Here is a 21,821-nt window from a genome sequence, read left to right as displayed (position 1 = left end):
ATCATTACCAGCATACTTATTTATTTCGCCAGCTCTTCCAGCGTCTTTTCAACATGGCCTTTCACGCGGACTTTGCGCCACTCTGCCGCCAGTTTCCCCTGCTCATCAATCAGGAAGGTTGAGCGGACAATACCCATAAATTCCTTGCCGTACAGCTTTTTGAGCTGCCACACGCCGAACATTTCACTTACCTGATGATCTTCATCTGACAACAGCGGAAACGGCAGACTGTTCTTATCTGTAAACTTCCCGTGCGATGCCAGGCTGTCCGGGCTGATTCCCAGCACAACTGCCCCTCTCGCGGAAATTTCATCATGGGCGTCACGGAATTCACAGGCCTCCTGGGTGCAGGCAGGCGTCATATTTTTCGGATAAAAATACAGCAGCACCTTGCGCCCGCGGTAATCGCTTAAGCTGATTTCCCCGCCTGTGGATGCCGGAAGCGTAAAATCCGGGACCTCGTGCCCGATTTCGATTGTTTTCGTCATATGTATACACTCCTTATCAGTTACTTTCGGTTTCCACTAAACAATTTGGTGAAATATTCCGAAATTGCTTGTATTCCTAAAAGAAATTATAATGTAGAGAATGTGAATGCGAAAGGAAGAACGAAATGCCTCCAAGAAAGAACCGGCACGCAAAAACCGGCAAGTCGAACAAGAAAACGCTGCTTTGGACTCTAGCTATTATCTTTCTCCTGATTGCCGGCGGTGCCACTTACTACTTTACCAGTCTGTACACTCAGCTGGACAACCTGCATAAGACCGGTGAGGATTCACCCTTTGCAGCTGTTCCCACTCCTTCAGCAGAAGTCGTTCAGCCTCCTGAATGGGAAGGCACTGAACCAGTAAACATCCTGCTTATGGGCGTCGATGCACGCGGAGTAAAGAAAGGTGAAGTTCCCCGCTCGGATACGATGCTGGTTGCCTCTCTGGACCCGGTGAAGAAGAAATTCTACGTATTCTCCATCCTTCGCGATACTTATGTGGACATTCCCGGGTATGACAAGGAACGCATTAACACAGCTATTACACACGGTCCCGAAGTAGCGATGCAGACAGTAAGCGACCTGCTCGGTATACCGGTTCAATATTATGTCTATACCGACTTCCAGGGCTTCATTGCGCTGGTGGATGCGGTCGGCGGTGTTGATTATGAGGTCGAGAAGGACATGGTCTACAAGACTATAGCTGACGGGCCTGAATACGACATTGATCTCAAAAAAGGCTTCCAGCACCTTGACGGCAGCATGGCGCTGCAATACGTGCGCTTCCGTCATGATGCCACGTCCGACTTCACCCGGACAGAGCGCCAGCGCGGCTTCCTCAAGGCCGTAGCGGACAAGGTGATCAGCACGACTTCGATTATCAAGCTGCCTTCCATCCTGTCCCAGGTCACACCGTTTATTGATACCAACCTTGACATGAATGATATGTGGAAGCTTGGCACTGTCGGCTATGACAGCTCTATGGGCGGCAGCGCGCAGATTCCGCCTATGGAACTGCTGACGGAAGATACAACCAGCGGCGGCGCTTCTGTCATTGGCTTCAAGAGCTCGGAGGCACTGAAGCAGTTCGTGCAGGACACACTGTCCGGACCAGAGCCGACAGCCACACCTGAAGCCTCTCCGGAGAGCAGCCCTTCTGCAGCAGCAAATTAATTCACCACTCGGCCAATGGACGGGCGGACAGCGGTATTTCCCGTTGTTCGCCCGTTCCCTTGCCCGGGGCTACATAGGGTACTCCCCACAATTCAAAATTCTCTGGCAATATGAAAGGATGATTCTAATGAACCGCAGTAATTCAGAACAATTATACCAGGAAGCCCTCCAGCATATTGTCGGCGGGGTCAACAGCCCGTCCCGTTCCTTCAAGGCAGTCGGCGGCGGTGCCCCGGTATTCATGAAACGCGCCAAGGGCTCACGCTTCTGGGATGAAGACGGCAATGAGTACATTGATTACCTCGCCGCCTATGGCCCAATCATTACCGGACATGCCCATCCGCATATTACCGCAGCAATTACAGAAGCCGCACAAAACGGTATTCTGTACGGAACGCCGACCCAGCTTGAGATTAAGCTGGCGAAGATGCTTAAGGAAGCCATCCCTTCGATGGATAAGGTCCGTTTCGTCAACTCCGGTACCGAGGCCGTGATGACCACCATCCGCGTTGCCCGCGCATATACCAAACGCAGCAAAATCGTGAAATTCGCCGGCTGCTATCACGGTCACTCCGATCTTGTACTGGTTGCCGCCGGCTCCGGCCCTTCGACACTAGGCATTCCGGACAGTGCCGGGGTCCCTGGCAGCATCGCCCAGGAAGTCATCACCGTTCCGTTCAATGATCTGGACGGGCTGCGTGAAGCGCTGGAGAAGTGGGGCGAAGATGTCGCAGCAGTTATGGTTGAGCCGATTGTCGGCAACTTCGGTATGGTTATGCCGAAGCCCGGCTTCCTGGAGGGCTTATGCAAGCTGGCGCATGATAACGGTTCGCTTGTCATTTATGACGAGGTAATCACCGCATTCCGCTTCCACTTCGGCTCTACCCAGACCTATACAGGCCTTGATAACCATGAGGATATTACTCCGGACTTGACCGCCCTGGGCAAAATCATCGGCGGCGGGCTGCCAATCGGCGCTTACGGCGGCCGCAAGCATGTCATGGAGCAGGTTGCTCCGCTCGGACCGGCTTATCAGGCCGGAACCATGGCCGGCAACCCCGCCTCCATCTCGGCAGGCATTGCCTGTCTGGAGGTGCTGAGCGCTGAAGGCGTCTATGATGAAATGGAACGTCTGGCCATCCGCCTGACCGAAGGGCTGCAGGCCTCGGCAGACCGGCACGGCATTCCGCTGACGATCAACCGTATCCGAGGTGCGTTCTCAACGCATTTCTGCGATCACCCGATTACCAACTACGATGAGGCGCAGGATACCGACAGCGAACTGTTCGCCAGCTTCTTCCGTCACATGCTAAGCCGAGGCATCAATCTGGCTCCGTCTAAATATGAGGCCTGGTTCCTGACTACAGCCCACACCGATGCTGATATTGATACTACGCTTGAAGCGGCTGACGCCTCCTTCCAGGCTATGGCGTCAGAAAAGTAATCTGCTTTTCATCCGATAATAACAGCAACCCCGCTGCCGGTGGCAGCGGGGTTTTCATCTTTTATCCGGTTTGGCTGCTCTCTCTGCTCTTCTTCCGTCCATGATTAAACATGGCTGCAACCATCGCTGCTCCAATCAGCCTTATAAAAAGAGGTACTTCGTTAACCAGCATTGTCATAACAACAAAGCTGATTACAATCGCCGCCTCTGCCATAATATGCCGTCTGAATGTTCCATTGCGCATCCTGTGCACGAACACCCCGATAATCAGAAGTGTGAGCCCCAAATATACGGCTGTAACAGCTATCCCTGTTCCGTTCATTATTCCTCCTGTTATTTCAGGTCATACAGGCTGCGGATTTCCACATCCTGCGGCAGCTTGAACGGATTCTCCTGATTAATCCGGTCATAGAACATTACGCCGTCCAGGTGGTCCATTTCATGCTGGATGATAATGGCCTGATACCCTTTAAATTTTACAGCAACCGGCTTCCCCTCAAGGTCAAATCCCTTTACCTTCACTGTCTCATAGCGGGGTACAAAGCCGTGCACCGGCCGGTCTACAGACAAGCAGCCTTCACTCTCAGGCAGATAGACCATGGAGACTGAATGGCTGATGATCCGCGGATTGACCCAGGCATGCTCCACGATCCTTCCTTTTTCATCCTTCGAGTACATCACGAACATCCGCTGCTGCAGGCCGATCTGGTTCGCAGACAGTCCTACGCCGGAACGCAGCTTGTATTTGGCTGACACCTCCGGGTCCTGGCTGTTCTTGAGAAACTGCAGCATGCATGCAAGCGTCTCACGGTCCTCTGCCCGAAGCGGCAGCTCCACCGGCGCAGCCACACTGCGGAGCACGGGATCGCCCTCACGAATAATATCATCCATTGTAATGATATAGTCTGACTTAAATTTTGAACTAGACAACAAATTTCATCCACCTTTGCTCAATAAGCTAAATTGGCTGTTATTCTGTCAGGTTATGCCTGTTATGGATTTATGAATGCAGTCCGCAGCTTGCTGCTATAGTTCACGTCAAAGCCAAGCCCGGTTGCCAGCGCAGCGAGCGGCAGATAGGTTTTATCCTCTTTGCCGACCTTTTGCAGAAACGCCGGTGTGTCGATAGCCTGGTTGACTCCGTTAACCTTGATAAACTTGGACCCGATTGTGATGACCACTGTACGTCCGCCGTACACAATGGTCGCGCTGGATGTTTTGTTGTCCCACTTGCCGGTCGCGCCTACTGCGTTCAGGATATCCCTCAGTGCCAGGAAATTCTGCCCGTTCTTCAGAATCGGCTTGTTGGGGGTATTCAGCTCTACTCCCTTTACCACGATAGACATCGGGGACGGTGCTGCGCCCGGAGCTGTAACGGCCGTAACGGAAGGTGTACGGTACTGTCCCCACTCCAGCTCGGCAAAGACTCTGGCTATTTTTTCGTATCCCAGCTGGGTCGGATGAAAATCTGCCGCACCCGCACCAATGATGTGGGTCAGTGATGCCTCTACTCCGGCAAACTGTGCAGCAACATGGGCCGTCACTACCGGAGCCTCTGCCGTATTCAGGCTGGCTGTAACACTGTCTGCAACTGCCGTGAACCGCTCAGCCGCACTCATAAGGGTTGTATAATTTGCACCGAGCGCAATCTTGGGTGCCGGCTGGTATTGGTCGGCCAGCAGAATTGTCGCTGCAGGATTGACTGCGCGGATATTCTCCAGTGCTGCCTTCACATTACTGCCGTAGAGGGTCAATAGCTGCTCCAGCTGGGCTTCGAAATCAGCAGTAGCAATGGACTTAACATTCAGGAACAGGCTGCTGACATCATTTCCTCCGATTGTTATCGTAATGAGGTCTGCATCCGCAAGCTCTGTATGGATCGCCGGTGCAAGTGCAGCAAACTGGCTGATCCGCGGATCGCGCAACCCTGCTTGTATTCCGTCAGGCGTAATCACGGTACCGGCCTTAATGGCTCCCGTATAGTTAAGTAATCCTGCTGAGGTTAATCCGAGAATGCCGTAATTATTCAGGGCACTTCTTCCGTGGTACCAGCCCTGTTCCAGCAGCCGCTCCGCGTATCCGTATGGTATTGTATTCGGGTCCGTCATCCCCGGCTCATAACCGGCAGTGATTGAATCCCCCAGTGCCACGATGCGAAAGACATCCTGACTGTTTTCTTGTCCGGCTGCTGCCCCGGCGGCATCAGCCGGTGTATTTCCTGCACCAAGCAGCAGTGTGAACAGAAGCATGCCGCTTGTTCCGGCCGCCCATAATTTTTTCCATGCCATCAGCATCGTACCCCTCCCAGATTAATATAATTCCATTCTAACATCTGGCCCGCCCGCAGCAAAGGAGCGGCTTCCCGTTATTTGAGAAACCGCTCCTGTGGTCAAACTCTATTCTATTTGTTGCCCGCTTACGGGTCCGTCAGCCGGCTTAATGCCTTTATCCTGCTGCTGACCGCCTAATCCGGCCCGCTTCAGATATTTATCATAGCGGTCATCCAGCTCATGGGCGATTGTGCGGTAACGCAGCGTCTCTGTTACAATCGGGTCATGTGCAGTCTGAATCCGGATTTCGTATTTGGGCGAAATCTGCCGTATCTCTTTGGCTGTACGGTCGCCCTGCTCCATCTCGCCTTCCTGCAGCATTTCGCTCAGCTTACGCTCCAAATCATGGTCTTCCATGCCTCATCCGCCCCCTTAGAGCTTGAATCCCGTTGCATCCGCTTCTTTCAAAGAGGATACCAGGAACTCGTGGATCTTTCCGTTACTCGCCACAATATGGCGGGACCCAACATCGTAAGGATTGCCCAGCGTATCTGTCACCTGGCCTCCGGATTCAAGCACCAGCAGCACACCGGCAGCGCAGTCCCAAGGGCTTAAGCCAACCTCCCAGTAGCCGTCCACCCGGCCTGCTGCAACATAAGCCAGATGCAGTGCAGCCGAGCCGCCGGCGCGGACACCGCGAATCTGCGGCAGAACCTGCTGCAGACCGGCCATATTCGCCGGCTGGGCGAAGGTCCGGTCCGGCGGAAAGCCCATGGCTATCAGGCTGCTGCCAGGGTCCGTCTCTTTGGATACGGCGGTCGGTATCCCGTGCATATAGGCGCCTTTGCCCTTTTCAGCTACGAACATTTCGTCACGGATCGGATCATAGATGACTCCAACCGCCAGCTGTCCGTTAATGGCAAGCGCGATAGATACACAGTAGAATGGAAATCCGTGCACGTAATTGGTTGTCCCGTCAATCGGGTCAACAATCCATAAATGCTCATGCTTGATTCCTTCCTCCAGGGCAGCGGTAACTGCCTCCGCACCGGGGGTAACCCCTTCTTCTCCAAGAATAGCATGGTCGGGATAATGGGTCAGGATCAGCCGCCGGATCATCTGCTCCACACCTTTATCAACTTCAGTTACGAGATCCTGCGCCGACGTCTTGCTGCCCAGCTCCTTCACCTGTCCCTGTCTGCTCTTGATCCATTCCCCCGCCTTAGCCGCAGCGTTAATCGCTGCCGCCGTGTAACCTTTACTAGTCACCACATAGGGCTCCCGTTCATTCCGCTTGTCAGAATTCAAAGGATTCATCTCTTCACTCCGCTTTCTTGAACTTGATCGCTCTCCCGTGAAACACTGCCATCCAAGCAGGCACACTCCTGCTTCTTAAGTTTCATTCAACGTACCCTATTTCAAAACACTTATCAAGTCAAAACTATGGCTCGACATGGATACTGGCTCCGTTCAGGACCGTAATTCCATTGCCTGCTTCCGCCAGCTCCTTCATGGCATCCATCAGGCCGAACAGCGCACCGTCCTTATGCTTAGCTTCAATCATCACATCAACAGCAGGCGTATCAGCTGCAATCCGCTTTAGAAAAGCGAGCAGAGGCGCCGGCTCCACCCCGTCGGCATGACTGCGCGGATCGGACGGGCTGCGCGGGCTGGAGACGTGGATTTTGGGCGGCAGCACCTCTCCGGGAGCCACATCGGCCAGCGCCAGCCTGCTTTTCCACGTATCCAGAATATCCGGCCACAGCTCCCAAGGAAGCTCGCCTTCGTTGTTCACCCACTGGTGATGAATATCCAGCACCATCGGCAGACCCAGACTGCGGCAGACGGCAAGGGTCTCCGCCGCATTGAACGTCTTGTCGTCATTCTCCAGCGTCATCCGCTCCTGCAGCCTTGCCGGCAGCTGGGCAAAATGCGCCTTGAAGCGTTCCGCCGCGGCAGGCTTGTCCCCATAGGCTCCGCCGATATGGATGTTGTTCTTGGCCGTTGCCGGAAGCCCCAGGGCATCCAGCATGTCCGTATGATACTGAAGGTCACGGACGGAGCTGGCCAGCACCTCCGGGCGGGGCGTGCTCAGCACCGTGAAGTGGTCCGGATGAAACGAGACCCTGAGTCCGTGCTTTTTAATATATTCTCCGACTTCGGCAAACTCCCCGGCGAGCGCCGCAAAAGGGTTCCAGTCCTGCAAGTCGGGATGTGTCGAGAGCGGAATCAGCTTGGAGGTCAGCCGGTATACCTCAATCTCCGAGCCGACATTATGCTTCAGGAGCCGCAGCGTGTTGTGCAGATTCATCCTGGCAATCTGCTCCAGCCGCCGCAGCCCCGCCTCGCGGTCGCCCAGCTTATTAAAGCTGGCCATGGTCATGGTCTTGGAGGGCGAGCAGTCTTTGATGACGGTTGACATGGCCACATAACCGAAGCGGACAATCATTTTTCTTCCCCGAAAAACATCTCATAGGCCAGTGCAGTCTGCACACGCGACTCTTCCTCATTCAGCCTGCGTACCAGGTCCATCTCCACTGCGGTAACCTCATTGCCCTGAAAATTAATCTCCGCGATGGAGGCTGAAATTTTCACTATCGCCACTGCCACGTTCTCGGGTGTATATGCAATAACCTTCTGGCCGGTCGGGTAGACGCGGAAGCCCTGTTTTACCATCTTGGTGCGCCCGTACTCCAGCAGCTCGTATAGCTCCTGCTCGTTCTTGAACTTGCAGACCGAATTGAATTCCGATAGAAATCCCATTGCCTACGATTCTCCTTCCCGGCCGGATCTGATCCGCCGTTACGCTTTGGATTTTATGATTCGTTGTCGTACTTGAGGCCCTGTCTGAACTGGTACCGCTCCAGCGCCAGCTCAACCATGCGGTCCAGCAGCGTCTGATAAGAGACGCCGGTTTCGCGCCATAGCAGCGGATACATGCTGAATGGCGTAAAGCCCGGCATGGTATTGACTTCATTAATCAGAATCTTGTTGTCAGACCTGCGCAGGAAAAAGTCCGCACGCGTGATGCCGCTGCCCTCGATCGCCCGGAAGGCCTGAAGCGCTGCTTCGCGCAGCCGGTCTGCCACTTCCGGGTCCAGCGGCGCAGGAATCAGCATCTGCGACTTGCCGTCGATATACTTGGCTGCATAATCATAATATTCACCGGAAGAGACGATTTCACCCGGAACCGAAGCCTCCGGCTCTTCATTTCCCAGTACAGCCACTTCCACCTCACGGGCATCCACAAATTCTTCAATGATCACCTTCGTATCATAGCGGAGGGCAAACTCTACAGCCTTGATTAGGCTTTCTTTATCCGCTGCTTTGGAAATACCGACGCTTGAACCCAGGTTGGCCGGCTTGACGAATACAGGGTAACCCAGCTTATCCTCCACTCCGACAATCAGCTCGTGGCTCTTCTGCTTCCAGGCCGCTGCGCTGAAATAGCAATACCCGCATTGCTCAAGCCCAGCTTCACCAAACAGCTTCTTCATCACAACCTTATCCATACCTGCTGCAGAAGCCAGAACGCCGGCCCCGATGTATGGAATGTTGGCCATTTCGAACAGTCCCTGAATCGTACCGTCTTCCCCGTTCGTGCCGTGGAGCAGCGGGAACATGACATCGACGATTGCACCCTCCCCGCTCAGCCCGCTGAATACAGTATTCAGCGCCATGCCCATATCGCCCGCCGGGCCATCCAGCTTCAGCTGCTCAATTCTGCTGTAAGCGGCGCCAAGGGTCTCTCCGACCTTCCATAATCCCTGCTTGGAAATATAAAACGGAATAATCTCATATTTATCGTAGTCAAAAGCGTTCATGACCGCAAATGCCGTCTGCAGCGATACTTCATGCTCCCCGGATTTGCCTCCGTACACCAGTCCTACGGTACATTTCGTGTTCCCCATGCCCTAACCTCTTTCTGAATTATAAGTAGTCATTAATATGAAAAAAACGGTAGGCCGTTCTGTCGGTCCATGCATAGGAATCGCGATAATCCCAATAGCGGTGACGGCTTGATACCGTTCTTGCGTTCACAAGCGGCATTCCATCCGCATCAAAGGCGGTAACAACGGTGCTGTGCTGATAGTGTCCGTTGCCGTCCCAGTCATACAGGATGACATCACCCAGACTCAGCTGGTCCGGACGCTCTACAGCTTCGGCACGCAGTCCGCTGCTGCGCTGGCCGCCCAGATACCGCCCAAGACTGTCCGACACAGCCCAGCTGAAGCTCCACCATTCCTGGGCTCCATTGTAGCCTTTGTACCACCAGCCCATTTCTCTTTTACCAGTATAGTTGATAGGCGCTCCCCCTGCAAAGAGACATTGGGAGACGTAATTGGTGCAGTCGACGTCAAAAACCTCAAATTCCGGGTTGCCGTCCTTCCACCAGCGGTCAGCATAGGCTGCCGCCTCCTCACGGCGGTAACGGACCTCTCTTGAGCCTGCGGTTCCGCGCAGAATTCTGCGGTTCAGCAGCGGCTGTGACGGCTGCGGGGCAGGCAGCACCTCACCCCATTTGGACAGCCGCAGTGACGGCTCCGCCTCTCCCGCCCCGCGCTTCGAGCTTCGCTCAGGGACACTGCGCTCGATGTTAATAATCTCCCAGCCGGCTCCTGCCTGCACAAAGGTAAGCCGCTCGGTTTCAATCTTATCCTCACGGTGCGTGATACCGCCCTTTTCATAATACAGCGCACTGTGCAGGGCTACATCTGCTATAATCTCACCGGGGTTCTGCCGCACCGTCCGCAGCGTCCGCACACCGGTCTCTCCGCGCAGCGGTGTTATGCTCCGGCTTTCATACCACTGAGCAAGACGGCGCGAGCGCTCACCCTGCATTTTGTGAAACCGCATGTCCTTCACTGTACCCTGTCCCTGTGCATAGGCCGGAGCGACCCGTCCTTTATTCAACAGATCAACATAAGCAAACAGACTTTTTTTCCACGCCTGCTCCATCTCATAACCGCCTTTCCCTGTTTGGCTGCTGTCCTATGTATATGTGCGGAAAGGTAATGCTATACAGACGGAAACAGGCAGAGGGCGGTAAAATCGTCAGGGGAAGACCGGCTGCTAATTCCGTTATTACGGCAGGCTTCAGGCAATCAGCAGACTGTGCTAATGTGTATGATTTCACATAGTACAAGCCGGGGAAATGAAGCGAAAGCGCAGGTAAAATTGGGCGAATTAAGCAGCAAAAAAAACTTTACTCTCATCTATGTAACCGTTATACTTTATATATACGAAATTTGAAATGGAGTTTCATCAGATGAAACAAGGAGGCGCATATATGCCAAGCAAGGACCATTTTTCACTGTCCAAGAGCCTGAAATCAGGCGGCAAATTCTACCGCTACTATGATCTGAATTCCCTTGAACAACAAGGTGTGGGCGACATATCCTCCCTGCCCTTTTCCATTAAAGTGCTGCTGGAGGCTGCTGTCCGCCAGTATGACGGACGGGCAATCACAGAAGAGCATGTGAAGCAGCTGGCCGGATGGTCCGGCGGCATTGACCGCAACAAGGAAATTCCGTTTATTCCGGCGCGCATCGTGCTGCAGGATTTCACCGGTGTCCCGGTGGTAGTCGATCTGGCGGCTATGCGCGATACCGTCAAGAAGGCCGGCGGAGATCCGAAGAAGATCAATCCGCTCGTTCCGGTTGATCTTGTTATTGACCATTCCGTCATGGTTGATGCATTCGGCACAGCCGATGCACTTGAATATAATATGAATGTCGAATTTGAACGCAATGAGGAGCGCTACCGCTTCCTGCGCTGGGCGCAGACGGCATTTAACAACTTCCGCGCCGTTCCTCCGGCAACCGGAATCGTGCACCAGGTCAACCTGGAGTACCTGGCTTCAGTAGCTGCCACCAAGACTGTTGACGGTGAGACTGTAGTCTATCCGGATTCCCTGGTCGGTACGGACTCCCACACTACCATGATCAACGGCCTCGGCGTTGTCGGCTGGGGTGTCGGCGGGATCGAGGCAGAAGCAGGGATGCTGGGACAGCCGCTTTATTTTGTCACACCTGAGGTTGTCGGCTTCAAGCTTACCGGCAGTCTGATGGAAGGGGCTACGGCAACTGACCTTGCACTGACAGTTACCCAGATGCTCCGCAAGAAGGGCGTTGTCGGCAAGTTCGTCGAATTCTACGGCCCGGGTCTGGCTAACATCAGCCTGGCTGACCGCGCTACTGTCGCTAACATGGCGCCTGAGTACGGGGCAACCATCGGCTTCTTCCCTGTAGACGAAGAAACGCTGGCCTACCTGCGCAGCACCGGCCGTCCGGATGAACTGGTAGAGCTGGTCAGTGATTACTATAAGGCACAGGGCATGTTCCGTACTTCCGACACCCCTGATCCGCAGTTCAGCGATGTGATCGAGCTTGATCTGGCATCTGTGGTTCCATCCCTGGCCGGACCTAAACGTCCGCAGGACCGTGTCGAGCTGTCACACATGAAGGAGAATTTTGAAGGCATCATCCGCACACCTGTCGATAAAGGCGGCTACGGCCTCAGCGATGAGAAGATCGCCGAAGTGGTAGAAGTGCAGCACAAGAACGGAAGCACCAGCAAGATGGGTACAGGAGCCGTAGTTATTGCCGCAATCACCAGCTGTACGAACACCTCTAACCCAAGCGTAATGCTCGGTGCGGGGCTGCTGGCGAAGAAGGCTGTAGAACGCGGTCTGACCAAACCGGGTTATGTGAAAAGCAGCTTGACTCCGGGCTCCCTCGTCGTCACCGAATATCTGGAGAAGGCTGATCTGCTTAAGCCGCTTGAGGCACTCGGCTTCTATCTGGCCGGCTACGGCTGCGCGACCTGCATCGGCAACTCCGGCCCGCTGCCGGATGAAGTCAGCCAGGCTATCACTGACAATGATATGACGGTAGCCGCTGTAATATCCGGTAACCGTAACTTCGAAGGCCGCGTGCATGCCCAGGTCAAGGCCAACTATCTGGCTTCACCGCCGCTCGTTGTGGCTTATGCCCTGGCCGGCACGGTTAATATTGACCTGCAGACAGAACCGCTCGGCTACGACCCGCAGGGAGAGCCTGTGTTCCTGAAGGATATCTGGCCGACATCTGCCGAGATCCGCGAAGCCATCGGAGTCTCACTAAGTCCGGAAATGTTCCGCCGCAAATATGAGAATGTGTTCACCGCCAATGAACGCTGGAATGCTATTCCTGTACCTGAAGGCGAGCTGTATGAGTGGGATGACAACTCCACCTACATCCAGAATCCGCCGTTCTTCGAGAACCTTGCTGACGGCATCGGCGATATTAAGGACGTTACCAATGCACGCGTGCTGGCTCTGCTGGGCGATTCCGTCACAACAGACCACATCTCGCCGGCGGGTAACATCTCCACCTCCGGACCTGCCGGAGAATATCTGCGCAGCCACGGTGTGGAACGCGCTGACTTCAACTCCTACGGCTCACGCCGCGGGAATCATGAAGTGATGATGCGCGGCACATTCGCCAACATCCGGATCCGTAATGCAGTTGCTCCGGGAACAGAGGGCGGCGTGACCACCTTCCTGCCAAGCGAAGAAGTCATGTCCATCTACGACGCTTCCATGCTGTACCAGTCGGCCGGCCAGAATCTGGTCGTCATTGCCGGCAAGGAATACGGCACAGGCAGCTCGCGTGACTGGGCAGCCAAAGGCACATTGCTGCTGGGTGTCAAGGCGGTTATCGCCGAGAGCTTCGAGCGGATTCACCGCAGCAACCTGGTCGGCATGGGCGTACTGCCGCTGCAGTTCCAGGAAGGCCACGGCTGGAGCAGCATGGGGCTGACCGGACGCGAGACCTTCAATATTACCGGTCTAGACAACTATGTGCTCCCGGGTCAGGAGCTGACGGTTACAGCTACCCGCGAAGACGGTACACAGTTCGAGTTCCCGGTCATCGCGCGGCTGGACAGTACAGTGGATATTGACTACTACCGCAATGGGGGTATTCTGCAAACGGTACTCCGCCAGATGCTGGCTGACGCTACCGCTTCAGAAACAGCTCTGCCTGTTGAATAGACATCTTAAATAATCCGGCCTCCCGACCGGATTAGATTTAAACAGCCCCCGCTGCATTCTGAGGATGCAGCGGGGGCTGTTTATTTATCGGACCTGCTAGATCTCAATCCGCTCCGAATTCAGGATCACTTTATAGATGAGTGCAATAATCTGTGAGCGGTCGGTCACATTCATTTTATTGAAAATACGGCTTAGATGGTTTTTGACGGTATGCTCACTGATAAACAAGGCGCCGGCAATCTCTTTGTTCGTCTTGCCGTGCACAATCAGCTCCAGCACCTCTTCCTCGCGCGGTGAGATGCCCCATTCCTCTTTCGGAAGTGTCAGCGCAGCACTGTCCAGCAGCCTTGATCCTGTAACCGCCCGCTTCTTAGGCCTGGAATAGGCACGGCTCTGCAGAAAGCGCTCAAACGATGTGCGCGGCTCATCTTCAACCGCAGTTGTCATGTCAGGCTCCGGACTGAAGCGGGAATAGTCGATCCATTTCAGCGGCGGTCCGCCTGGATGCTTGCGTTCTGCCTGTCCGCTCATATGGTGCAGGACAAGAGCCAGAAGCTGGACTGCCGGCGGCAGGACTGCCCGTTCCTGTGAACATTCGGGTAAGCGCAGCCTGTCCACCTGTTTCAGCAGTTCAAGCTCCTTTGCAAAAAATCCGTATTCGCCAAGAAGATCACTGCGGAACGGAGCAAGCAGACAAGCGCGGCTCACCAGCTCCGCTTCAGCCTCCGGGCGCTCCTGATAGCGGGCAAAATCACGGGCCAGCTCTGAAGCATCCAGTGACAAATACTGGAGCGGGATATTGTTATTCTGCAAATATTCCCGTAAGCTCGCCAGGAATACCCCGGACTGCTTCCAGTATCTGCTGTCCTTTTCAATCAGACGGATGGCCCACCCGGCCAGTCCCGCTACCGTCTCCAGCTGGATTATCCATTGCTCGGCTTCCCTCAGCTGCCTGAAACCGACAGAGAGAATCCCTCTAAATTCATTACCGGCCAGCAGCGGGCATTCCAGCAGAATAAGTCCCCCCGCTGCTTCATGAATAATTGCAGAGGACAGAAAAGACTGCGGGGAATAGCGGGATTCCAGATCCCTTACGTAATAATCGCCGGATTCCGGCGTCCAGCCTCTTGCGTAGTATGTATGGGCGGCATGATCCCCGTTCTGGAACAGCACCAGCACCTGAGACTGAGGGAAGGGCTGACCCGTCACCACATCCAGCAGCTGCTTCCCAAGCTCCTCTAGCGATCCGGCACGCTGGAGATCCTCAGCCGCTTCCTTAAGGCGCAGTACCCCTTCCATGCCCAGCTGCTCCGGGACACCGTTAAAAGGTCGGCCGTTCCGATCTTTCTGCGGTTTCGGCACCCATCCGGCCAGCAGCTTACATATGATGCGGGCAAGCACCGAAATGCTTTTCCCGATTTCCGTTATCCGCTCCCCGCTAATTTCCGGCATAGCACGGAGACTGGATATCAGCCGGCCGTAGGCAGGGTGATTCTGCATCCTTGCTTCGAACACAGCCAGCACCTGCTCCTTGGTCCCCTGCACCATATAGAGCCCAGACCATAAATAATAGACCCGGCCGTACCCTGCAGCCAGCGGAGTAACAGCATACTTTAATCCGGGAACCCATTCCATCACGGCAGGATCTTGTGAGTCCCCCAGCCGGTGCAGCAGCCGTTCACAGCCGCGGGAAGTGTCTTGCAGCGAATCCAGCATCTCCTTGAAAAGCGTGCCGGGAGTTGCCGGTGAAGTAATGAAGCAACCGTCCTTGTCGGTCAGCACGATAGCCTGATCCGCAGCAGCGCCGAACGTATCCTGCAGCTGCTGAATCTCTTCCATTAACGTGTCTGGTACTGCCGCAATCATAGAATCACCCCATGCCCGGAATTAGCAAAGAACATATACATGCGCAAATCGCCATTTCCTGCTTTCCTATATATAGCTTTTTATCATAGTTCATTTTGGGCGCAGATACAATTTTTCATCAAGTATAAAAAAAAGAACGCCAGTGCTAAATCGGATAGATATTATTCCTAATTGGCATATCACTCCGGTTTTGTCTGACGTTTACTTTTTATATACCCTAATTAAACGCTTCCATAACGGAAATTCCGGCCCTGAAAAATAATTAACAGTTATCCAATCATAAGACCCATCTCAGCGGCATTTTCTGCAAGAATGACAGCATACTGCTGCAGCGTCTCCTGTGACAGCCTGCTGACGGGGCCTGAAAGGGACAGCGCCGCTGCAACCTTGCCGGTGCGCCCGACAATCGGAACAGCTACCGCAGCTGCTCCCGGCTCGCGCTCCTCGAAGCTGGTCGCGTATCCGCGGCGTGTAATCTCTCTCAGCTGCTCCAGATAAAGGCTGCGGTCGACGCTCTCCGGCCAGGAGGGATCAGCCAGCAGCCGCACCTGAATCTCAGATGGCGCATAGGCAGCCAGCACCTTGCTGGAAGCACCTACAGACAGCGGCAGACGGGCTCCGATCTGCGCTACACGCCGGATAGCCTGATGACTCTGGACGGCCTGAATCCGTACACGCTCCAGATCATCACGCAGGTACAGGCTGACGGTCTCTCCAAGCCGGTCACGCAGCCGTTCCATTGCCGGAAGCAGCAGCACCGCGGGCTCATCAAGGGTCGGCAGGTGGGTGGACAGCTCCCAGATCCGGATGCCAAGCCGGTATTTATCCGTCCCTTCATTGCGAAGCAGAAATCCTTTTTCCTCAAGCGTCGTCAGCAGGCGGTGCACTGTGCTTTTGTGCAGACTGATTTTCCCAGCAATCTCTGTAAGGCTCAAATCGCTCTCCTGGGTAAAGCACAGTAATATATCCAGCGCCCTTTCTACAGCGCGAACAGTCAGCTTCCGGTCCTCCACATTATTCTCCCCTTACCTGTTTCATTAAATGAAACCCGGTTACATTATTCTACATAGTCAACTCTATCTTAGAGCAAAAGTCCGGAGAAAGTCCAGCATAATAAAGCTACCGGAAAAGCCTGGGTCGCAGTTTACATTTACATTACAAAAGCGGCGAATTCATTGACTTTGCATGGCCTGGAACCTACGATTAAATATATGAATTATTATTTTAGGAGTGGACATTATGGATCTGGCAACTCTCCGTACCGGCCCGCCGGTCTCACACAAGCCTGATAAGCAAAAGCCGGATGCAGCACATCAGATTTCTCTGCGGATGATCCGTTTCAAGCATATTGTTGTAGCACTGCTGTTATCGGTCTTTTTCTTTTTTGTCTTCTGTTTTATTGCACTTCATGCCTATATCGCCTGGGTGCTGTCTAACCCGACAGTAGCCCCGCTCTATTCCACACCCATGATTGCCAAGGGGCTGGAATATGAGGATGTGAACTTCCCGGCGCTCGACGGCAGCCGCACGATGCAGGGCTGGTACATTCCGTCTGAAGGCTCCACCAAGACAATCGTGTTCAGCCATGGCTACGGCGCGAACCGCGAGGAAACCTGGGTTCCCATGTATGATCTGGTCCATTACGCGCACAGCCTGAACTTTAATGTCGTCATGTTCGATTACGGCTTTGCCGCCCAGGTTAACAAGGATATAGCTACCGGCGGCAAAAAAGAGTCCCAGCAGCTGCTCGGTGCGATTAATTTCGCCAAAGAACGGGGTGCCCGTGAGATTGTAGTCTGGGGCTTCTCCATGGGCGCAGGCACTGCGCTTCAGGCCGGGCTTGTCACAGAAGACGTCGATGCCATGATTCTGGACAGCACGTTCCTGCTGGAGCCGGATACGCTTTATCATAATATCAAGCAGAATATTGACCTGCCCCGCCAGCCCTCCCTGGAAATCATGGAGCTGCTGTTCCCGGTGCTGAACGGTACGGGACTGAATCAGATTCCTTACAGCCAAGTCAAAAAGGAGGATTATCCGTTCCCGATCCTGTTCATGCACGGCACGAAGGATGATAAGGCGCCCTATCCGATTGCCGAGGAGCTGGCAGCCAATCAGAGCAATCCCTATTCCGATTCATGGATTATAGAGGACAGCCATCATGAGCTGCTGTTCCGCGAGCATCCCCGTGAATATCTGCGCCGTGTCTCCGCTTTCCTCGGGAATGTGCAGCTGGCAGAGTTGCAGGAGGGCAGCGGAATCAGGGCTGCAAGCAAATAAACAACCAGCACTTAAGAAAGCGTGCAGCGCCGTTATTATACCGGCCTGCACGCTTTTTGGGTCGTCAGGCTGCCTATTTTTCCGGAAAGAGCACCCTGCGGTGCTGACAAAGAATCCTCGCCTGATCTTGGAATCCTTCTCATATTCTCATTTCACGGTTCATATAATGAACCGTTATTGAGCTAAAGACAGGAGGTCTTCCAGCCATGCTGTATATATACGGGCCGCTGCTGCCTGTGCGTATTCTTGAGGAGATTATTGTCTGGAAAACCCAGGAGAAGGAGCATACCGGGGTTATCAAAGGAATTGTTCCCGCTCTGGAGGAGCCCTATCTTAAACTGCTGGAAGAATGGGCTGTTGTTTTGGTCGCCGCAGAGCAGAGTGCGCGGAGACTGCTCGAAGTCTCACTCGTTCCTGTCCCGGGCGGACACGCCGGGCTTGCTGACGATACCGGACAGCTTGTTCATACCGCATGCGGACAGTCCCGTGAACTCATCCGCCAGCTGTACGCTCTGCGGGAGACCAGCCCGGCCGTCAAGGGCCAGCCTTTGGCCGGCGTAGTGATTCTGCATATTATCCGCGAATCGGAGTATTACCTTGCTGTACTGGGAACGCTGAGCGCTCCGGGACAAATCACTGGAATGATGCGGGAAGCGGCTATAGACCAGCCCGGGCAGCAAGAGCCGGTATTCTGGCCTGAGGCCCGGGAGGTTCCCGGACTGGAGGCCCTCGGAGCCTCCTTGCCGGAGCTGCGTGAGCCGGGCTCGGTCCCAATCGGCGGCCATACCCTTCCGCCCCTTCCCTATCCCTATAATGCGCTGGAGCCTTACATTGACGAGAAGACAATGGTCATTCACCATGACAAACACCACCAGAGCTATGTAGACGGGCTGAACAAGGCGGAGCTCAAGCTGGCTGAGGCCCGCAAGAGCGGTGATTTCGATCTGGTTAAGCACTGGGAGCGGGAGCTTGCCTTTAACGGGGCAGGCCATTACCTGCATACGATCTTCTGGAATGTCATGTCTCCGCAGGGCGGGGGACGCCCGACAGGGGCCCTGCTGGATGCCATCGAACGCAGCTTCGGCAGCTACGACGCCTTCAAGAACCAGTTCACTGAGGCGGCCAACAGGGTTGAAGGCGGCGGCTGGGCCCTCCTGGTCTGGAGCCCGCGCAGCCGCAGGCTGGAGATCCTGACTGCCGAGAAGCATCAGAATCTGTCACAGTGGGACGTCGTCCCGCTGCTGGTGCTGGACGTCTGGGAGCACGCCTATTACCTTAAACACCAGAATAACCGGGCCGATTACATTAAAGACTGGTGGAAGGTGGTCAACTGGCCGTATGTCTCCGAGCGTTACGCCGCCGCACGCAAGCTGATGTGGCAGCCTTTTTAAGCAGGAAAGCCCAGCAGGCCGCTCCTGCCGCACGTCAGAACTAAAAAAATCCCGTCCATCACCGGAGGGCTGGACGGGATTTGCATATATTCGGAGAGGCTTACAGCCTGCTCCGTTCTATTCTTTGATTAAGGCCAGGAATTCTGCGCGGGCCGCAGCATCTTCACGGAAGCTGCCTCTGGTCGCCATGGTCACCGTCTTGCTGCCGGGCTTCTTCACCCCGCGGGCGCACATGCACAGATGCTCTCCCTCTACCACAACCATCACGCCGTGCGGACTCAGCACCTCTGCCATAATATCAGCAATTTGTGCTGTGATACGCTCCTGTACCTGCAGGCGCCGGCTCACTGCCTCCACCAGTCTGGCAAGCTTGCTAAGCCCGGCAATCCGCCCGCTCGGCACGTAGCCGATATGCACCTTGCCGAAGAAAGGGGCCATGTGATGCTCACACTGGCTGTAATAGACGATATCTTTTACAATAACCAGCTCTTCATGAGACTCATCAAATGTAACGCCGAGCGCCTCGCGGGGATCTATTGAATAACCGCCAAAGATCTCCTCGTACATCCGCGTGACGCGGGCCGGCGTTTCCAGCAGCCCTTCACGGCCGGTGTCTTCACCGATTAACTCCAATATTTTCGCAACGTGGTACTCAATCTGCTCACGGTTCACAGATACCTTACCGTTCACATATTCCTTGATGCCCCCCATGAAGCCTCCCCCTTTCGTCCCCGTATCTATAATTATTTATAACGAGAACCTATTATCTGCCTTTGCGGCCCGGTTTCTGTCTGGCTGCTGGAGCAGGCCGTCCCGGCTGTCCGCCGTTATTCTTCAGCATCTGCTGGGCACGCTGCATTTGTTTGCCGTTAAGGTTGTAGCCCATTTGCTTAGCCACTTTCTGAAGCATTTCAGGATCATTCTGCATCGTTGACATTTGTCTGCGCAGATAGAATACACCAATAGCAAATCCGCCAATCAGACCTACGACAAGCGTAATAATAGGTAATGCAATATCCATCTTAAGTCCACCTTTGTGCTCAATTGTCTGCATGCCCGCCAAGGGCACGCGATTCTATCATAGCATTTCAACATCTGCACAGCAATTGGTAAATCCCTTAAATTAAAAGAGATAAATTCCGGCTCCATCCCGGGCTGATTCCCCTGCCTCCAGCTCCAGCAGACGGCTCTTGATCCCCAGTCCTCCGGCATAGCCCACAAGCGCACCGGCTGCACCAATGACACGGTGGCAGGGAACAATCACAGGAACCGGATTGCGGTTGTTCGCACCGCCGACTGCCCGGACTGCCTTTACATTCCCTACTGCCTGCGCGATTTCCTTGTAGGAAGCAGAGGCGCCGTAAGGGATGTTGCGCAGCGCTGCCCATACCTGCAGCTGGAACGGGGTTCCGCGCATATCAAGCGGCAGGTCGAAGTCCCGGCGGCGCCCTTCAAAATACTCCGCAAGCTGAAGTCTCACCCCGGCAAGCTGCTCATCCCCCGGCAGCAGCTCCACGCGGCCAAGCTGTGCAGCGAGCCATTTCTCCGCTTGCCCGCGCGTCTCTTCAAACGGGCCGAATTCAATCAGGCACAACCCCTGTTCTGTTGCACACAGAGTCAATGGGCCGATCAGCGATTCCATCGCGCTGTAGTATACCGCTTCTGCTTCTGCACCATGCTTATTCATTGCCTGCATCCCCCTGCTTCAGCAGTCTGCTGTGTGCCCGGTCCAGCATTTCCCGCACCACGCCATCTTCTTCACGCTGAAGTGCCTGCTCTACAGCCGCCAGCGCCTCAGCGCCGCCGATTTTGCCCAGGGCCCAGGCTGCCGTACCGCGCATCTCCGGACGGGTCTCCTTAAGGACGATCTCCGTCAGCTTCGGTACTGCAGCGGCCTCCTTGAAATTGCCCAGCGCAATAACCGCATTACGCTGAATCGGCTTCTTGCCGCGCCAGGCCGCCGAGCTCATGCCGAATCTCTCCTTGAACTCACGGTTGCTTAAGTCAAGAATCGGCAGCAGCAGCGGCTTGACCACCTCCGGATCAGGCTGCAGCTCCGGCCGGTGGTTCCAGTTCTTGCCCCGGTTCTTAGGGCAGACAATCTGGCAGGTATCGCAGCCGTACAGCCGGTTCCCGATCTTCGTCATATATTCCTCACTCAGGAAGCCCTTGGTCTGTGTAAGGAAAGAAATACAGGCCTGCGCATTCAGCTGGCCCGGACCGACGAGTGCTCCTGTAGGACAGGCATCAATACACTTCGTGCAGTCTCCGCAGCCGTCCTCAACCGGCTTATCGGGAGGAAACGGAATATTCGTCACCATCTCTCCGAGGTAGATCCATGACCCCCATTCCGGTGAGATGATCGCACAGTTTTTGCCGCTGAAGCCGATGCCGGCCCGCTCCGCCACCGCACGGTCTACCAGAACACCGGTATCGACCATACTCTCAAGCAACGCGTCCGGTACGCGTTCAAGAATAAAGGCTTCAAGCTTAGCCAGCGCTTCACGGAGGACCAGATGATAGTCACGTCCCCAGGAGGCCCGGGCAAGAATGCCCCTGCGCTCCCCCGGCTCCGATTTTGGCGGATTCACCATTTTGGAGGGATACGCTACAGATATGGCAATAATGGACATAGCCGTACCGTTCTTCAGCGCCGGTACCGTACGCTTATCCAGATCCTGCTCCTCAAAGCCGGACTCATAGCCTTTATCCCGGTGATCCTGAAGAATGTTCTTCAAATATAAAAAGGGCTCAGCCGTAGTGAACCCGACATCATCAATACCTAGCTGCGGGGCAGCCTCTTTAATGTCAGCCTTCAGCTGCTCCCACCTGGAAGCCGGCGGGGCATACGCAGATTGGGCCTTGATATTCATTT

General features: G+C 54.7%; 19 protein-coding genes and 1 pseudogene. 5 read left to right on the top strand and 15 right to left on the bottom strand.

What is annotated here, in order from left to right:
• Nucleotides 1-20 precede the first annotated feature (20 nt).
• The gene (bcp, locus tag BN3772_RS19365) at nucleotides 21-488 is read right to left on the bottom strand and encodes a thioredoxin-dependent thiol peroxidase (protein WP_042201498.1); all 468 of its coding nucleotides are present in this window, start codon (nucleotides 486-488) and stop codon (nucleotides 21-23) included.
• A 125-nt stretch (nucleotides 489-613) separates the two neighbouring features.
• On the opposite strand from bcp, the gene BN3772_RS19360 reads away from it, so the two are divergent.
• Together BN3772_RS19360 and BN3772_RS19355 are read left to right on the top strand one after the other, a co-directional pair.
• Entirely contained in the window at nucleotides 614-1,660 is a 1,047-nt protein-coding gene (locus BN3772_RS19360; protein ID WP_042201496.1) for an LCP family protein, read from the top strand.
• Nucleotides 1,661-1,787: 127 nt separating this feature from the next.
• Nucleotides 1,788-3,104, top strand: a complete 1,317-nt coding sequence (locus BN3772_RS19355) for a glutamate-1-semialdehyde 2,1-aminomutase (protein WP_042201494.1) — start codon at nucleotides 1,788-1,790, stop codon at nucleotides 3,102-3,104.
• Between the two features lie 61 nt (nucleotides 3,105-3,165).
• On the opposite strand, the gene BN3772_RS19350 is transcribed toward BN3772_RS19355, so the two are convergent.
• From BN3772_RS19350 to BN3772_RS19310, 9 genes are all read right to left on the bottom strand, one after another.
• Entirely contained in the window at nucleotides 3,166-3,426 is a 261-nt protein-coding gene (locus tag BN3772_RS19350) for a hypothetical protein (RefSeq protein ID WP_042201493.1), read from the bottom strand.
• Between the two features lie 11 nt (nucleotides 3,427-3,437).
• Nucleotides 3,438-3,995 (bottom strand): peptide deformylase, encoded by a 558-nt coding sequence (gene def / locus BN3772_RS19345; RefSeq protein WP_042201525.1) that lies wholly within the window; start codon nucleotides 3,993-3,995, stop codon nucleotides 3,438-3,440.
• A gap of 101 nt (nucleotides 3,996-4,096) precedes the next feature.
• Nucleotides 4,097-5,398, bottom strand: coding sequence for a stalk domain-containing protein (locus tag BN3772_RS19340; RefSeq protein ID WP_042201491.1), 1,302 nt, complete (start codon nucleotides 5,396-5,398; stop codon nucleotides 4,097-4,099).
• A gap of 102 nt (nucleotides 5,399-5,500) precedes the next feature.
• Nucleotides 5,501-5,791, bottom strand: a complete 291-nt coding sequence (locus BN3772_RS19335; protein ID WP_042201490.1) for a hypothetical protein — start codon at nucleotides 5,789-5,791, stop codon at nucleotides 5,501-5,503.
• Nucleotides 5,792-5,806: 15 nt separating this feature from the next.
• A complete protein-coding gene (locus tag BN3772_RS19330) occupies nucleotides 5,807-6,691 on the bottom strand; it encodes an inositol monophosphatase family protein (protein WP_052380594.1) in 885 nt (294 codons plus the stop codon).
• A 124-nt stretch (nucleotides 6,692-6,815) separates the two neighbouring features.
• A complete protein-coding gene (gene uvsE, locus BN3772_RS19325; protein ID WP_042201488.1) occupies nucleotides 6,816-7,823 on the bottom strand; it encodes a UV DNA damage repair endonuclease UvsE in 1,008 nt (335 codons plus the stop codon).
• On the bottom strand, nucleotides 7,820-8,137 hold the full coding sequence (locus tag BN3772_RS19320; RefSeq protein WP_039869572.1) for a hypothetical protein: 318 nt from the start codon (nucleotides 8,135-8,137) through the stop codon (nucleotides 7,820-7,822). Before BN3772_RS19320 ends, uvsE begins: the two co-directional genes overlap by 4 nt.
• A 53-nt stretch (nucleotides 8,138-8,190) precedes the next feature.
• Nucleotides 8,191-9,285, bottom strand: a complete 1,095-nt coding sequence (locus tag BN3772_RS19315; protein ID WP_042201486.1) for a D-alanine--D-alanine ligase — start codon at nucleotides 9,283-9,285, stop codon at nucleotides 8,191-8,193.
• Between the two features lie 19 nt (nucleotides 9,286-9,304).
• Nucleotides 9,305-10,333 carry an amidase domain-containing protein gene (locus tag BN3772_RS19310; RefSeq protein WP_042201485.1) on the bottom strand — a complete coding sequence of 343 codons (1,029 nt, stop codon included), beginning with the start codon at nucleotides 10,331-10,333 and terminating at the stop codon, nucleotides 9,305-9,307.
• Nucleotides 10,334-10,664: 331 nt separating this feature from the next.
• On the opposite strand from BN3772_RS19310, the gene acnA reads away from it, so the two are divergent.
• Nucleotides 10,665-13,409, top strand: a complete 2,745-nt coding sequence (gene acnA / locus BN3772_RS19305; RefSeq protein ID WP_042201483.1) for an aconitate hydratase AcnA — start codon at nucleotides 10,665-10,667, stop codon at nucleotides 13,407-13,409.
• Nucleotides 13,410-13,505: 96 nt separating this feature from the next.
• Here acnA and BN3772_RS31580 read toward each other — a convergent pair whose 3' ends face one another.
• Nucleotides 13,506-15,275: a helix-turn-helix transcriptional regulator gene (locus BN3772_RS31580; RefSeq protein WP_052380593.1), complete on the bottom strand. Its 1,770-nt coding sequence runs from the start codon at nucleotides 15,273-15,275 to the stop codon at nucleotides 13,506-13,508.
• Nucleotides 15,276-15,544: 269 nt separating this feature from the next.
• Nucleotides 15,545-16,288: an IclR family transcriptional regulator gene (locus tag BN3772_RS19295; RefSeq protein ID WP_042201481.1), complete on the bottom strand. Its 744-nt coding sequence runs from the start codon at nucleotides 16,286-16,288 to the stop codon at nucleotides 15,545-15,547.
• Nucleotides 16,289-16,514: 226 nt separating this feature from the next.
• On the opposite strand from BN3772_RS19295, the gene BN3772_RS19290 reads away from it, so the two are divergent.
• Together BN3772_RS19290 and BN3772_RS19285 are read left to right on the top strand one after the other, a co-directional pair.
• Nucleotides 16,515-17,555, top strand: a complete 1,041-nt coding sequence (locus BN3772_RS19290) for an alpha/beta hydrolase (RefSeq protein ID WP_042201480.1) — start codon at nucleotides 16,515-16,517, stop codon at nucleotides 17,553-17,555.
• Between the two features lie 206 nt (nucleotides 17,556-17,761).
• On the top strand, nucleotides 17,762-18,946 hold the full coding sequence (locus tag BN3772_RS19285) for a Fe-Mn family superoxide dismutase (RefSeq protein WP_042201478.1): 1,185 nt from the start codon (nucleotides 17,762-17,764) through the stop codon (nucleotides 18,944-18,946).
• 117 nt (nucleotides 18,947-19,063) lie between these two features.
• Here the strand turns inward: BN3772_RS19285 and folE are convergent, their stop codons facing one another.
• The 3 genes and pseudogenes from folE to queG form a co-directional block, all read right to left on the bottom strand.
• Nucleotides 19,064-19,657: a GTP cyclohydrolase I FolE gene (gene folE, locus BN3772_RS19280; protein WP_039869558.1), complete on the bottom strand. Its 594-nt coding sequence runs from the start codon at nucleotides 19,655-19,657 to the stop codon at nucleotides 19,064-19,066.
• A 52-nt stretch (nucleotides 19,658-19,709) separates the two neighbouring features.
• Nucleotides 19,710-19,967 carry a YneF family protein gene (locus BN3772_RS19275; protein WP_042172618.1) on the bottom strand — a complete coding sequence of 86 codons (258 nt, stop codon included), beginning with the start codon at nucleotides 19,965-19,967 and terminating at the stop codon, nucleotides 19,710-19,712.
• 102 nt (nucleotides 19,968-20,069) lie between these two features.
• Nucleotides 20,070-21,819, bottom strand: a pseudogene (queG, locus tag BN3772_RS19270) (tRNA epoxyqueuosine(34) reductase QueG).
• Between the last annotated feature and the right edge of the window lie 2 nt (nucleotides 21,820-21,821).

Source organism: Paenibacillus camerounensis (assembly GCF_000723885.1).
Lineage (GTDB): Bacteria > Bacillota > Bacilli > Paenibacillales > Paenibacillaceae > Paenibacillus_AQ > Paenibacillus_AQ camerounensis.
This window is presented reverse-complemented; position numbering and strand designations above follow the sequence as displayed.